This is a genomic window from Polynucleobacter duraquae, from assembly GCF_000973625.1.
GTDB classification, from domain to species: domain Bacteria; phylum Pseudomonadota; class Gammaproteobacteria; order Burkholderiales; family Burkholderiaceae; genus Polynucleobacter; species Polynucleobacter duraquae.
This window is the reverse complement of sequence record NZ_CP007501.1, coordinates 328,911-342,438: the sequence shown is the minus strand read 5'-3', so window position 1 is coordinate 342,438 and position 13,528 is coordinate 328,911. Positions and strand designations below refer to the sequence as shown.

The following is a 13,528-nucleotide window of genomic DNA, read 5'->3' as shown; positions in this document are numbered from 1 at the left end:
TAATTCTCCCAATACGAAGAAATTAGGTGATTCAGCTAGAAACGGCAAATACCCGTCTAAAATACGCCCATGCATGTCAATGAAAAGAACCGCACCCCCAAGAAGGAAGATCTTGATGAGGGCCCAAGCAAATCTGAGCTAAAGCGCTTGATGACCGAGCGTCAAAAGCTGGCTGAAGTTCTAGCAGCGCTTAGTAGCGATGCCTTGAAGACCATACCAATGGATGAAGCCATTAAAGCTTCCATTGCAGAAACCAACAAGATTAAGAGTTTTGAGGCAATCCGTCGACATAAACAATATCTTGGCAAGCTCATGCGCTTTTTGGATGAAGAGGAGTTAAATGCTATTCAAAAGCGTTTAGATGCTATCCAAGGCATCAGCAAAGCAGAGACCGCAAAGCTGCATCATCTAGAGTCTTATCGCGATCGCCTAATCGCAAATGATGAAACCTTTACCAAGATGATTGAGCAATATCCGGACATGGATATTCAGAATATGCGCACCCTCATCCGTAATGCGCGCAAGGAAAAAGAATCCAATAAACCCCCTAAGGCTTATCGAGAGATCTTCCGTGTTCTTAAGGATATGGGGATTTAAATTGTTGCTTTAGATCTTCAGCTTGGCTGAGGGAATTTCTACCCAGCGATACATATAGTTGGCAGCAATAGCGCTACACACCACAACCCCCAGCATTAAGCCCATTGCAATCAGCCCACTCTCGTGAGTGTGAATTCCAGAAGCAATATAAAGCGTGTTCGCAAGCAAGATAAATGCAAAGTGAATTAAGAAAGCGCAATAAGATCGCGGGCTCGCCCAAGCAATCGCTCGCAATAGCGATACTCTTAATCCGTGAGTCACAGAACCTGCACTAGGATAAGCAGTATTGCCCCATACCAGTAACGCAATAGCCACAAACCAAGCCAAGAAATTTCGTAACCACACTTGATGCCATGAAGAGATCACGATAATCACTCCGATTGCAATCAGCACAAACTTGACTAAGCCTTGGATCTTCTTATCCGCAAAGTTCTTCCCAAGATAAGCCAATACACCAAGGCTATATGAGCCAATAAAGTAAATGAAGTAGGCCTCATACTGATTCGAGCGATTGAAGTACAGCAAAGAAGCAGTCGCAATGATGCTGATGAACCAAATCAAAGCCTGATAAGAAGAAAAACTAATCAGTAGGACCGCTAGTACTGAATACAACTGCCAATCAATCGCTACATACCAAACGCCAGCAGAGATCGAATCTAAGCCTAAGATACCTTGCAAGAAGAATAAGTGCGCCAGGAACTGACCGAGCGTTTCTTGCTCGCCAACGAACTCATCATTAACCCAAAAGCGTGCAATCCAGGCACAGAGAATCGTAAAAACTAAGGCGACTATATAGGGAGCAAACAAACGCAAATAACGATTGATAATGACTCGCAATAAATTTTGGCTACTCAATTTTGCATTCGCAAATCGTGTCAGAGATTGGGTTGCGAGATAACCTGCCATGACTAAGAAAATTTGTACGGCATAGCGACCATACTCAAATAAGAAGTTCATCACACCTGGCAAGAATGCTCGGGCATCTTCTGCAATCTGACCATAGCTAGATAGGTGATGCAGGATGATAACTAGAGCAGCAAAGACCTTCAGCAGATCTATCAGAAAGAATGGGGGGTCTTGCTTCAAGAATCGTGAGCGCTATTTGGATTTAGTCTTGCCCATTAAAGAGGCCAGCATAGGATTACTACTAGCAAGCTCTTTCTTGGTTTTTGCAATACCTTCTGCCGTACCTGGCTTTGGTGTCTTTGCAGCATTTTTCATGCGCTGAGCAGTGGTCAGGGCAAGGTTTTTATAGAGGTCTGTTTTTTTCATTGACATAGCGCTTTAATGTTTAAATACATTCCTACAAAGTGTTATCGACTGAATCAATAAAGTCACGAATGCTGCGATTAAATGCTTCTGGCTGCTCAATATTAGACAAATGTGCGGCATCTTCCAATATGACAAACTTGGATCCATCAATCATACGGTTCAGCACAATAGCTTGATCCACAGTGCAGGCAGGATCCTGACGACCAGTCAAGATGAGTGTTGGGGCCTTAATTTTTAAGAGCATGGTGGTTTGTGCCATATCTCTTACCGCACTTGCACATCCCAGATAACCCTCAACTCCGGTACCTAAAATCATCTCGCGCACCTTGGCAATATCTTGAGGTGCCCGCGCAATGAATGGGGCGGTAAACCAGCGCTTAATAGTGCCATCCACCAAACCAGCAGTTCCTTCTTTTCGAGCAATCTCAAAACGCTCTTCCCACAAACTGCGTGGTGGCATTTCACTAGCTGTGTCACAAAGGGATAGAGAATAAACACGCTCCGGAAAACGGGCACCAAGTTGCTGACCAATCATGCCGCCCATTGAGAGTCCAATAAAATGCACTTTATCAATTTTCAGTGCATCTAATAAGCCAATTGCATCATCAGCCAATTGAGGGATGCTATAGGGCGCCGGGGTTGTTTCTGAGTCCCCGTGCCCACGTTTATCAAAGCGCAGTACTCGATAACGATCACTTAATGCAGGCACATTCCAATCCCACATACTGCAGTCAGACATTAAGCTGTTAGCCATTATCACCACATGACCATCGCTAGGACCATCAAAACGATAGGCAATATCAATTCCATTCACCTTAATGATCTGTTTTTCTAGTTTTTGGCTCATTTGTCTCTACTTTCTAACCGGCTCGGCAATTTTTAAATATCCCGTCTTAATCATGGAGATCTTGAAAGGAGCATGGTAGATTATCCAACGAAACAATAAAAATACTAAGGAGACATGATGCAAAAGATATTGCAATCCCCCCGTTTGCTGAAGCGTAACTTATTGGTCAGCTTACTCATTGGCTTGGGCTTGAGCCTGAACCTCGTTTCAATGACTGCCAATGCGCAAAGCTACCCCAATAGAACAGTCAAGATGATTGTGCCCCTGACCGCTGGGTCTGGCGCAGATATCGCGGGCAGAATCGTTGCCAAGAGCCTTTCTGAAACTTGGAAACAATCCGTCATCATTGAAAATCGTCCTGGTGCTGGTGGCTTAATCGGTACTGGTGCAGTAGTCGGTGCCGAGCCTGATGGATACACTCTTCTGGTGCAATCTGCCTCATACGCAGCTAATCCTGCAATCTATAAAAAACTGCCTTACGATCCATTGAAGAGTCTCGTTGATGTCGATATCCTTGGACAAACTCCTTACGTCTTAATCACGTCTGCAGAGGGTCCATACCAATCCATCAGAGATCTGGTGATCGCGGCAAAATCCAAGCCTGGTGAAATTACTTTTGCATCGGCAGGCGTTGGTAGCTCAACCCACCTTGCAGCCGAGTACTTTAATCAAATGATGGGCATTAAGCTCATTCACGTTCCTTACAAAGGGTCACCAGAAGCTATTTCAGACACGATGGCTGGGCGTACTGCTTTTTACATGGCTCCACTCGATACTGCTATCGGGCAGCTCAAAGGCGGCAAAGTAAGGGCGCTTGGGGTTACTAGCAAAGCACGTAATGCCGCCGTTCCAGATATCCCAAGCATTGCTGAGTTGGGTTACTCCAACTTTGAAATTGGTCTTTGGTTTGGTGTATGGGCACCTGCTGGTGTGCCATCAGCGATTGTGAAAAAGATTAATCAAGATATCAATTTGGCAATGCAATCCCCCGAAGTGAAAGCCGCTTATGAAGCCAAAGGAATTAAAGCAACACCAATGAGCCCACAAGAATTTGCTAAGTTTGTGCGCGAAGAAATGGCGAAGTATCAGAAGATTGCCAAAGATGCCAATATTGAACCTCAGTAAGTGGCTAAGGTAAATTGAACTCAATACACGCTGCACCACTCTGCCAGGCCCCAGATCCGGAAATTCGATCACCCAAGATTCAATTTCCTGCTGGGGCGGTAGATTGCCATGCTCATGTATGTGGGCCAGCCTTGGAGTTTCCTTATGCTGATGAGCGCATCTACACCCCACCCGATGCCACACTGACTAAATACGAGTCTCTATTGAATATGTTGGGGGTTGATCGCGCCGTCTTAGTTCAGCCCAGCGTATATGGCACTGATAATCGAGCCATGCTGGCTGCACTCTCTGCGAACCCCAACAGATTTCGTGGGGTTGCAGTCATAGACAGTGATATCAGTGATGCTGAACTTGAGAAGCTTCATCAAGCTGGCGTGCGAGGTATTCGTTGCAATGTTGTCGATGTTGCCGATAAATCGAAAGGCTTACCAATCGATGAATTAACTGTAATCGCTAGGCACATCGAACCCTTTGGTTGGCATTTGGAATTGCTCGCCCATGTCAATGAATATCCTGATCTCGCTAAAACATTTGCAAACTTTCCGGTGGACTTGGTGTTTGGTCACTTTGGCTACTCCCATACAAAGTATGGCATCAATGACAAAGGCTTTCAGGGTCTGCTAGAGCTTCTGAGAAATAACAAAGCCTGGGTCAAGATGACTGGCCCCTATCGCATTTGTGATGGGGACTTTCCCTACGCAGATATGCGAGTGTTTAATGATGCAGTGATTAAAGCCAATAGCAAAAGGCTAATTTGGGGTAGCGATTGGCCTCATGTCATGGTCAAAAAGCAAATGCCACATGATGCCGATCTCTGCGATCTGCTTGGATCTTGGGTATCCGATCCAGAGCTTAGAAAAGCCATTCTGTCCAATAATCCCTGTATGCTATATGACTTCCCTGTCTTTACTGGCAACTACTAGATACATATAAGCAATTCGCAAGAAAGAATACAAACCTCATGGACAACACGTTTACTATTATTTTCGGCATTGTTGCCATGCTACTTCCACTGGTAGTGGGTCGCCTGGTATGGAAACGCTTTGATCAATACTTTGGTCGTAATGATGAAGCTTATATGGATACCTTGGAGTATTTCCTCAAGAAGATTGGCTTCACCATTTTGGTCGCCTTCATCCTATTGTGGATTGGTATCAGCCTTGTATTTAGCGGTAGCGCCAATCCCTAAATATCTCACCAATAAAGAGTGCTTGCCGTGAATGTTCAACTTAAAACGATTTTCAATAAAGCAAAGCTGAACTTTGCAGTGCTTGCCAGCATATTGATGTTGGCAGTCCTGGGAAAGATGACCAACCCTGAGCTCACCAATCAAATTTTTCAGACTGCAGATCAATTAGTTTCAGATCTGATTTTGTTATTTGTAGCTATTACGCTTGGCGCTTTTATTCCCAACTTCAAACTAGTAGTCTTCGGAGCTATTGCAGCTTTTATTGCGGCGGCAGTAGCCATTCAGACCGGCATGTTTACATACCTCACATTGGATTACTTATTTGCTGTTCTGATTGTTGTTTTGGGATTTGCATCAATTGCCAACCTCTATAGACATTACAGAGAATTTAGCTTCTAAACACTATAGATAGAGTCCCTTTAGTAATAAACAGCAATTAACTATTAACGATCCTTATATATCAATATAGATATATAGATTCAATATTTAAGTATTTGTAGTTATGCAGATAGCCCCAGACAATACGGGTCTATGTACAAATATGATCATATTGACCAAACCCTTGTAGATCAACGGGTTATCCAATTCCGAGACCAGGTTGAAAGACGCCTCAACGGCACCTTAGCCGAAGAAGAATTCCGTCCCCTTCGTTTACAGAATGGCCTTTACCACCAGCGCCATGCTTACATGTTGCGTGTTGCGATCCCTTATGGCTTATTGAGCGCTAAACAACTTCGCACGCTAGCCTTCATAGCTGATAAATACGATCGCGGTTACGGGCACTTCACAACCCGTCAAAACATTCAGTTCAACTGGGTAGAGCTAGAACAGACTCCGGACATCTTGGCTGAATTAGCTAAAGTGGAGATGCATGCTATCCAAACTTCAGGGAACTGTATCAGAAATATCACAAGCGATGCCTTTGCTGGTGTTGCGGCCGATGAATACGTTGACCCAAGACCAGTCTGCGAGTTACTCCGCCAATGGTCAACATTGCACCCAGAATTTGCACACCTGCCACGCAAATTCAAATTTGCCATCAATGGCGCAAAAGAAGATCGTACTGTCTTACTTTGCCATGACGTAGGTATTGAGCTCAAGAAAAATCCAAACATAAACAATGGTGAGTTAACAGCAAATATCTATGCTGGTGGTGGCATGGGGCGTACTCCAATTTTTGGGTCATTAATTAAACAAGATTTGCCTTGGCAAGTTCTGCCGAGTTACTTAACTGCACTATTACGTGTATATAACCGATTTGGTAGAAGAGATAATCTATACAAGGCCCGCATCAAGATTTTAGTGAAAGCGTTGGGTCCAGAAGAGTTCGCCCGCCAAGTTGAAGGTGAATGGGTACAACTTCATAATGAAGAAATACAGAGTAAAGATAATTTCACACAGGCTGAGTGGGGGCGAGTTGCCAAGCACTTCACCAAACCTGCGTATCAGAAATTAACAGTGGTCAGTAATGAAGCTATCCTAGCAACCACACCAGAGGCCGAGAGAGCTGCTTTTGCTCGCTGGCTAGAGCGCAACGTTAAGCCCCATCAAGTACCAGGCTATGCTAGCGTGATTCTGTCACTCAAGCCGCATGGTAAGGTTGCCCCTGGTGATGCCACTAGCGCACAGATGAATGCCATTGCGGATTTAGCCGATCAATACAGCTTTGGCGAATTACGTGTTACGCATGAACAAAACTTAGTGCTGGCTGACGTAGAGCAATCCAAATTGCAAGAACTTTGGCAGGCTGCCAAGCAACAACATGTGGCAATCCCTAATATTGGATTACTCACCGACATCATTGCTTGCCCTGGTGGTGACTTCTGCTCATTGGCTAACGCCAAATCATTACCAATTGCAAAAGCGATTCAAGAACGTTTTGATGATTTGGATTACTTGTTTGATTTAGGTGATATCAGTCTAAATATCTCAGGGTGCATTAATTCTTGCGGCCATCATCATGTTGGCAATATTGGCGTCCTGGGTGTCGATAAGGATGGTGAAGAGTGGTATCAAATCACTTTGGGTGGAGACCAAGGCAACGATGCCTCTATTGGCAAAGTTATTGGACCCTCTTTCTATGCCAATGAGATTCCAGATGTGATGACTAGCATTATCAATACCTTCGTTCAGCACCGCGCAGCAGATGAACCCTTTATTGATGCTTACCGTCGTTTAGGAGTAGCCCCCTTTAAAGAGGCCGCCTACAAGAACAATGGCAAGCACTCCAAAGAATCAGGCAAGGGCGCCATAGTTTAATCATGAAAAAAGAATGAACCAGCAGATTATTTACTTCCCAAAAGATGGCAAACCCACAGTTGTGGCTAATGAATGGCAAATCTGGGATGGCGAGCATGATGAAGGCGGCATCCCTGATCTTGAGCATGGCTTTCATAAAGTCTTGGTACCGTTTCATTGGTGGATTACCCACCATAAGAATCCAGATGTACTAGACAGGGTAAGCAAAGGCGAGATTGGCATTTGGTTTGCTGCGGATGATGACATTCTGAAACATGAAGACCTCATTGAGACCGGAAAAACACTTTGGCCAGTGATTGGTGCGCACTTCCCTATCTTTAGAGATGGTAGAAGTTTTAGTACTGCGGCCCTACTCAGAGATCGCTTTGAGTGGCAAGGCGAAGTCCGTGCAATTGGTGATGTTTTGATTGATCAACTCTTGCAAGGTGCACGTGTAGGCTTTGATGCTTTTGAACTGCGCCCCGATCAAAATCTTAATGTTGCACTCAAGCAATTTGATCTTTTTAGCGTAACTACTCAAAATAGTTGGCGTGTTCAACGTAGCACTCAAGAAGTCAACTAAGGCAGATTTAGCACAAATCATGAGCAATGTAAGAAAACTCGGTAAAGTGTATTTAGTTGGTGCTGGCCCTGGCGCAACTGATCTCATTACTGTGCGCGGTGCCAATCTACTGTCAAAGGCGGATATCGTTTTTCACGATGCATTGGTAGATCCAGCGATGCTGGAGCTCTGCCCTCAAGCAATTAAAGAGCCTGTCGGCAAACGCTGCGGCAAGCTTTCTTCTGCACAACACTTTATCAATAAGCGCTTGATTGACGCGACCCAAAAATATCAAATCATCGTTCGCCTTAAGGGTGGAGACCCCATGATGTTCGGCCGTGCCGATGAGGAAATCAATGCACTTAAGAATCATCATATTGAAGTAGAAGTGGTGCCCGGCATTACAGCGGCATTAGCGGGTGCTGCCGCAATTCAACAATCGCTTACTCTGCGTGGAGTCTCTCGTAGCGTTGCTTTTATCACCTTGGCGCAAGGCACTGAAAATCTTGGCGATAACGGCGGTCAAAAATATCCAATTCAAAATCCACAAGCTGATACCTTGGTGTATTACATGGGTCGCAAAGACGCTACAAGGATTGCCAAGCAACTAATTGAAAGCAGTTCAAACCATATCGGCGAAACTCCTGTTCATATTCTGGAAGCAGTCAGCACTAAGAATGAGCGTCACTGGTCTAGCACTCTAGGGAGACTAGCCGATGGCAGAGCGAATAATTGGTTTGATAGCACTTTGCCAGCGCTAATCATGGTTGGCGAAGCCTTAAGAGAAAAACCAATAATGAAGCAAACGGAAGAATTACAGAGTTCTAGCGCTAAATTCGATGATGGCTTGCAAGACAGCCTCATCCTCACCGACTGCAGGCGTAGCGCTTAGTTGAATTTCAGGGAATTGATCTTGGCAAGCAGAAAGCAGGACTGGGAAGTCATTACGCAAATGGCCACCTTGGCCAAAAAACACCGGAACTACAACCACTTCAGTTGCTCCGATAGCTACTTGTAAAGAAATCGCCTCTTCTAAGCTAGGCTCCATTAGCTCTAAGAATGCAAGCTCCACTCGTGTATTTGGATGTTGCGCTCTCCATAAGACAGCCAAACGATCAAATGGCTCACGCCAACGGGTATCTCGAGCACCATGGCCAAAGAAAATGAGGGCTTTCATATTGATCCTTATGGGATTAAAGTTAAGGCGCTTAGAGAAATGTAATTAAATGACTTTAAAATTGGCAGATACTATTTATCGCACTCTATATTAACGAGTAATAGCATTTCTTACCAAAAAGATCCCATTATTTATGCACTCTTTAGCTCCATTACTTAATCAAACTTGGTTCATTGCTTTAATGGGTTTTACCTTGATTGGAGCGGTCCTGTCGGCAGTGCACCACGCTGAAGTCATTGCCCATAAAACTGGTGAACCTTATGGAACACTTGTACTCTCAATTAGCGTCACGATTATCGAAGTATCACTCATTATCACGATGATGTTAGCCGGTCATGAAGGCTCTGAATTTATTGCTCGAGATGCAGTTTTTGCCACAGTCATGATTGTGGTCAATGGCGTAATTGGTTTATGCATCTTCATGGGTGGCTTTAAACATCATGAGATGTCTTTTCGCAATGAAGGAACTAATTCAGCTCTAGCAGTGCTTACCGCCCTGGCGACTTTCATTTTAGTCATGCCAATAGCAACCATGAGCACTCCTGGCCCTGACTTTACTCAGAGCCAATTGGCCTTTGCTGGCATTGCTTCATTTGCCCTCTACGGTGCATTTATTTTCTTCCAAACAGTTAGCCATCGTGACTACTACCTCCCAAAAGCAGAAGATAAAAAGACTGATAGTGATATACATGCGGATAAACCCAGCAATTTAAAAACTACTGTCAGCGTCTTTCTTCTATTGTTATCACTGATGATTGTGGTCGGCTTGGCAGAGGCGCTTAACCCTGCTATTGAGGCTGGAGTAAAGTCAGCTGGCGCACCCAAAACAGTCGTTGGCATCGCTATCGCCCTTCTGGTACTACTGCCCGAAGCTTATGCAGCAGTTAGAGCAGCAAGAGCAAATCGCTTACAAAGCAGTTTGAATCTAGCTTTAGGCTCAGCCTTGGCGAGTATTGGTTTAACAATACCTACTGTAGCTGCATTTGCAATCTTCTTTGATTTACCAATCAGTCTGGGGATCAGTTCACTCAATATGACGCTTATGTATCTGAGCTTTTTTATTGGGGCGCTCACCCTTGCCATTGGCAGAACCACCCTGTTACAGGGTGTGGTTCACTTGATTATTTTCTTTGAATTCTTATTTTTGAGTTTAGTACCTTAGATAAGATAAAACATAAAGCGATAAGGAGTATTAGCACTCCTGCCCCTCTACTCACCTATTAAAATCACCTTATTCTTAAACACTTTTACCTTATAAAAATAGGTAATTTTTTTCAAAAAAAATTAATTCCGAAGAGATTTTTTCCCAAGAGGAAAATTTTCTTCTTTCGTAGTATAAAGATCCAGCATGAGGCTTCTGTCTCAGGCGATCAAGAGAAACTTTTTGAAGATCCTGAGTGCCCCAAAAAAAATAATGCAGTAAAAAAAAAGGGAATAAACCAATCCAAGTTTTAACCTGACTGGGGTACCTAAGACATAGCCCCAAGAATCTAAGTCGATTGAAAATGTGTATGTTGGTAGTGCGAACATCTCCATTCTGAATCAGCGGAAGCAGAGTTCTGAAGAATGGACCAAAACAGTGATATCCATTGTATAAGGGGTACTGAAACGTGGTGTCAATAAAGTTTGCATTATTAGCTGCCCTAACTCCAACAGCATGCAAAACATCATGGTCAGGATGTCCACCCTCCCATGCAGGTAAATATATATTTATTACATTTCCATTTGATTTCAGAAATGAAAGAATCCATTCATATGCAAAATTAACATTGGCAACTAAATTACCATCAGGTATAGACTGCAGGCCGCCGATAAAGTGCATATTTTTAGGGTCAATACCCAGACTTGCGAGCACCTTCTGCGACTCAAGATCACGGCGACTTGAATCTAAGCCGCTAGGGGTGCCACTAGTAAAGTAGCAGCAATGTACCGTACTTCCTGAGTTCAATTCAGAATCTATGGCTTGAAAAACCCCACACTCATCATCCTGATGAGCAAATAGAAAAAGTGCTGTGGCCATTAAAGTTTGTAGTTTGTATTTCTATTGATCAATCAAACATAATCATGATCAAACCAATTGATATGAAAATCAGAAAAATTAAATTCTGAGAATTTTGTATCTCCACTCTTGGGAAAATGTCCAACAATTATAAATTTTTCACGTGATTTAAAAAAACCAGCCCAGCGAAAAGAATTAGCTAACTCATCATGATCTGTAAACGCAGAAGCAACAAGATCTGCATTGCTTTGACGAGCAAAGCAAATACATCTTTTTATCAGGGCATTAAATACTTTTTTTTCATCGTTGAAAACAACAAGATCAATAATAGCAACTGATAAAAATTGTTTCATCGGCATTAATCTCACAACCAAGTAGCCGGCTGGAAGTGAATTTACATACGGAATAAAAATACGATAATTCCTATCTTTAAAAGCAGAAAATCTCCAATTTAAGGCTTCGATTGATCTTACAGCGCAAATTTTCTTTTTTTTCATCCAACAATTCAAAGGGGAAGACATTGAATCGGCAAAAGATGTCTCCTCTAAAACTTGGATATTATGATGTCTTAAATAAAAGATAGCGTCCCAAAGCTTTTGTATTAGTTGTAGTGGAAATTTAGCCAACAATGAAATTACGGGATAGTTCACCAACTTTCCAAAAATGGAAGCAAGGGAAATGGGTCTAACGTAGACATCCAAGGAGCCTAAGGACTTCCACCCCATCCTAAGGTGAGGGTTTAAAACTCCCTCTCTAGTTATAGCCCCATAAGCAAAGCTATATCCTTTTTCTTGGTATCTTTTAATGAACTCTTTCTGTAACGAAAAAAAAGGAGAGTACTTGCGAAAATTCCTATCAACTACTAGATTGGATGCCAGAGTTGCAGAGATAGCTTTCTCATGCCACTTCATCTTAAATGGGACACCGCCATAATGAGCGATAACCCCTGTGGGAATTTGAGCTAGTATTTGTATCTTTTTACCCATTTCAGATTTTGAATATAACCACCTCAACATTACAGAAAATATAGATGGTGTCAGCCCTTCCAAAAGAAGTTCATTTTCCGATGCTAAATTTGCGATAGCATTAAGATCGTCATCCACAACATCACGAATTTCATAAAGATTACTCATAGACTATATTTACATTCGCTTAGGACTTATCAAGCCCTGTCCGAATCTTTTTAAAACGTTCGTTACGTTGACTCTCGCCGTGAACAACATTAAATTTTACTGGAATCTTATATTTTGCTAGCTTTAAGATACACGACTTTCTTAGTCGTATTGTGAGATTTTCAGAGGATTCCTCCTCAAGTAGGGCTATATTGGCATGAACCACATGCCCCATCAATGGATTTTTAACCCCATAAACAGTAGCCTCTTTTACATTCTCATCTTCGAGCAAAATGGTTTCAATTTCCGCAGGGAAAACCTTTTGGCCTCCTACATTAATCATTTCAGATTTACGGCCAATAATACGCATGTAGTCGCCATTAACCTCAACTTGATCGCCCGTGCACATCCACCCTCCCTCATCAAAGGGTGATGGAGCATTGAGGTAGCCGACCATATTAGACTCAGATTTTATCCATAAAATATTGTTCTCAATTCTTACCTCAAAACCATCTCCACCAATCTTTACCCAAAGCGATGCATCATTCTCAGACTTCGAGCGCAGTACACCCACCTCAGATAGGCCATATGTTTGCTTTAATGAAGCATTTGGAAAAATTGTTTTCAATTTATTCAATGTTGCCTCTGGCATTACTTCAGTACCATATGTTATGAGCTCTATTGACGATAAATCGAATGACATAAAAGCCCGAGATGCGATCAATAAATTAATGAAGGTGGGTGTTGTTGGGAGAAGAGTTGCACGAGATGATTGAATCGCCTCGCAAATGGCGCTTGGATCGCGGTCATGTACGCAAACTGCAACACCACCATAGGCAAAAGCCGCAATAAACGTATTGAATCCGCCAAAATGATCCATCAATAAAAATAAAATTGATTTCCATCCCTTGCGTTGACTAATGAATTTACGAATTACACATTCAAAATCGTGCAAAATTCCCTTTGGCTCACCCGTTGAACCAGAAGAAAAAACTACTAATCCAGATGAATTTTTTGTGGATCGAAATTCTTTTATTAAGAAATTATCTGGATAGGAATCTTCAACTTTAGAATTGAAAGAATCATCATCAGCAAATTCAATTGATATTTGGACGCCGGCAATCCGCTTAAACTGCTCACTTTCATTGACTATTGATTTCGTAAGCGGGACAACAATTGATCCAGCCTTCATTAATGCAAAAAAAAGTGCGCAACATTTAGGAGAAAAGTCCCCTAGTACACTACAAACCGTTCCTCGAGTAACTCCGAGATTGGGAAGCTTTAACTCCCAATCATTTATCAGATCAACAAATTCAATGTAATTTAGTTGGTTATTTTTCCAAATAATTGCAGGAAGAGAGCCAAATCCCTCCATCCTCTTTAAGAGGGTATCTATTTCATTCAACTTAG

16 protein-coding genes are annotated in these 13,528 nt (G+C 42.7%); 9 read left to right on the top strand and 7 right to left on the bottom strand.

Features of this window, described 5'->3' with window-relative positions:
• Nucleotides 1–69: 69 nt before the first annotated feature.
• Complete coding sequence (gene yjgA, locus CL55_RS01855) at nt 70–597, top strand: ribosome biogenesis factor YjgA (RefSeq protein WP_046329617.1); 528 nt, start codon at nt 70–72, stop codon at nt 595–597.
• A gap of 9 nt (nt 598–606) precedes the next feature.
• Here the strand turns inward: yjgA and CL55_RS01850 are convergent, their stop codons facing one another.
• Genes CL55_RS01850 through pcaD form a run of 3 tightly spaced genes read right to left on the bottom strand, consistent with a single transcriptional unit; the run spans nt 607 to nt 2,716 of the window.
• Nucleotides 607–1,683: an acyltransferase family protein gene (locus CL55_RS01850; protein ID WP_046329616.1), complete on the bottom strand. Its 1,077-nt coding sequence runs from the start codon at nt 1,681–1,683 to the stop codon at nt 607–609.
• Between the two features lie 12 nt (nt 1,684–1,695).
• The gene (locus CL55_RS10595; RefSeq protein WP_156156250.1) at nt 1,696–1,869 is read right to left on the bottom strand and encodes a hypothetical protein; all 174 of its coding nucleotides are present in this window, start codon (nt 1,867–1,869) and stop codon (nt 1,696–1,698) included.
• A 31-nt stretch (nt 1,870–1,900) separates the two neighbouring features.
• A complete protein-coding gene (pcaD, locus tag CL55_RS01845) occupies nt 1,901–2,716 on the bottom strand; it encodes a 3-oxoadipate enol-lactonase (protein ID WP_046329615.1) in 816 nt (271 codons plus the stop codon).
• Nucleotides 2,717–2,830: 114 nt separating this feature from the next.
• On the opposite strand from pcaD, the gene CL55_RS01840 reads away from it, so the two are divergent.
• From CL55_RS01840 to cobA, 7 genes are all read left to right on the top strand, one after another.
• Nucleotides 2,831–3,841 (top strand): Bug family tripartite tricarboxylate transporter substrate binding protein, encoded by a 1,011-nt coding sequence (locus CL55_RS01840; RefSeq protein WP_082091871.1) that lies wholly within the window; start codon nt 2,831–2,833, stop codon nt 3,839–3,841.
• Between the two features lie 14 nt (nt 3,842–3,855).
• On the top strand, nt 3,856–4,764 hold the full coding sequence (locus CL55_RS01835) for an amidohydrolase family protein (protein WP_052728702.1): 909 nt from the start codon (nt 3,856–3,858) through the stop codon (nt 4,762–4,764).
• Between the two features lie 38 nt (nt 4,765–4,802).
• On the top strand, nt 4,803–5,030 hold the full coding sequence (locus CL55_RS01830) for a hypothetical protein (protein ID WP_046329614.1): 228 nt from the start codon (nt 4,803–4,805) through the stop codon (nt 5,028–5,030).
• 27 nt (nt 5,031–5,057) lie between these two features.
• The gene (locus tag CL55_RS01825; RefSeq protein WP_046329613.1) at nt 5,058–5,429 is read left to right on the top strand and encodes a hypothetical protein; all 372 of its coding nucleotides are present in this window, start codon (nt 5,058–5,060) and stop codon (nt 5,427–5,429) included.
• 132 nt (nt 5,430–5,561) lie between these two features.
• Nucleotides 5,562–7,289: a nitrite/sulfite reductase gene (locus tag CL55_RS01820; RefSeq protein WP_046329612.1), complete on the top strand. Its 1,728-nt coding sequence runs from the start codon at nt 5,562–5,564 to the stop codon at nt 7,287–7,289.
• A gap of 13 nt (nt 7,290–7,302) precedes the next feature.
• Nucleotides 7,303–7,851: a DUF934 domain-containing protein gene (locus CL55_RS01815; protein ID WP_052728701.1), complete on the top strand. Its 549-nt coding sequence runs from the start codon at nt 7,303–7,305 to the stop codon at nt 7,849–7,851.
• Entirely contained in the window at nt 7,820–8,722 is a 903-nt protein-coding gene (gene cobA / locus CL55_RS01810) for a uroporphyrinogen-III C-methyltransferase (protein ID WP_237150523.1), read from the top strand. The genes CL55_RS01815 and cobA overlap by 32 nt, the downstream gene beginning before the upstream one ends.
• On the opposite strand, the gene CL55_RS01805 is transcribed toward cobA, so the two are convergent.
• Nucleotides 8,645–9,007 (bottom strand): sirohydrochlorin chelatase, encoded by a 363-nt coding sequence (locus CL55_RS01805; protein ID WP_046329611.1) that lies wholly within the window; start codon nt 9,005–9,007, stop codon nt 8,645–8,647. The genes cobA and CL55_RS01805 overlap by 78 nt on opposite strands.
• 133 nt (nt 9,008–9,140) lie before the next feature.
• On the opposite strand from CL55_RS01805, the gene CL55_RS01800 reads away from it, so the two are divergent.
• Complete coding sequence (locus CL55_RS01800) at nt 9,141–10,169, top strand: calcium:cation antiporter (protein WP_052728700.1); 1,029 nt, start codon at nt 9,141–9,143, stop codon at nt 10,167–10,169.
• A 90-nt stretch (nt 10,170–10,259) separates the two neighbouring features.
• Here CL55_RS01800 and CL55_RS01795 read toward each other — a convergent pair whose 3' ends face one another.
• From CL55_RS01795 to CL55_RS01785, 3 genes are read right to left on the bottom strand one after another with little or no spacing between them, the layout of a single operon-like run.
• A complete protein-coding gene (locus tag CL55_RS01795; protein WP_046329609.1) occupies nt 10,260–11,027 on the bottom strand; it encodes a PIG-L deacetylase family protein in 768 nt (255 codons plus the stop codon).
• 32 nt (nt 11,028–11,059) lie between these two features.
• On the bottom strand, nt 11,060–12,139 hold the full coding sequence (locus tag CL55_RS01790; RefSeq protein WP_046329608.1) for a hypothetical protein: 1,080 nt from the start codon (nt 12,137–12,139) through the stop codon (nt 11,060–11,062).
• Between the two features lie 19 nt (nt 12,140–12,158).
• Entirely contained in the window at nt 12,159–13,523 is a 1,365-nt protein-coding gene (locus CL55_RS01785; RefSeq protein WP_156156249.1) for an ANL family adenylate-forming protein, read from the bottom strand.
• Nucleotides 13,524–13,528 lie beyond the last annotated feature (5 nt).

Coding starts and splice junctions, on each gene's coding strand:
- yjgA (WP_046329617.1), top strand. CDS start 70: ATGCATGTCAATGAAAAGAACCGCACCCCCAAGAAGGAAGATCTTGAT.
- CL55_RS10595 (WP_156156250.1), bottom strand. CDS start 1,869: ATGAAAAAAACAGACCTCTATAAAAACCTTGCCCTGACCACTGCTCAG.
- CL55_RS01795 (WP_046329609.1), bottom strand. CDS start 11,027: ATGGCCACAGCACTTTTTCTATTTGCTCATCAGGATGATGAGTGTGGG.
- pcaD (WP_046329615.1), bottom strand. CDS start 2,716: ATGAGCCAAAAACTAGAAAAACAGATCATTAAGGTGAATGGAATTGAT.
- CL55_RS01805 (WP_046329611.1), bottom strand. CDS start 9,007: ATGAAAGCCCTCATTTTCTTTGGCCATGGTGCTCGAGATACCCGTTGG.
- CL55_RS01815 (WP_052728701.1), top strand. CDS start 7,303: ATGAACCAGCAGATTATTTACTTCCCAAAAGATGGCAAACCCACAGTT.
- CL55_RS01800 (WP_052728700.1), top strand. CDS start 9,141: ATGCACTCTTTAGCTCCATTACTTAATCAAACTTGGTTCATTGCTTTA.
- CL55_RS01830 (WP_046329614.1), top strand. CDS start 4,803: ATGGACAACACGTTTACTATTATTTTCGGCATTGTTGCCATGCTACTT.
- CL55_RS01790 (WP_046329608.1), bottom strand. CDS start 12,139: ATGAGTAATCTTTATGAAATTCGTGATGTTGTGGATGACGATCTTAAT.
- CL55_RS01840 (WP_082091871.1), top strand. CDS start 2,831: ATGATGCAAAAGATATTGCAATCCCCCCGTTTGCTGAAGCGTAACTTA.
- CL55_RS01820 (WP_046329612.1), top strand. CDS start 5,562: ATGTACAAATATGATCATATTGACCAAACCCTTGTAGATCAACGGGTT.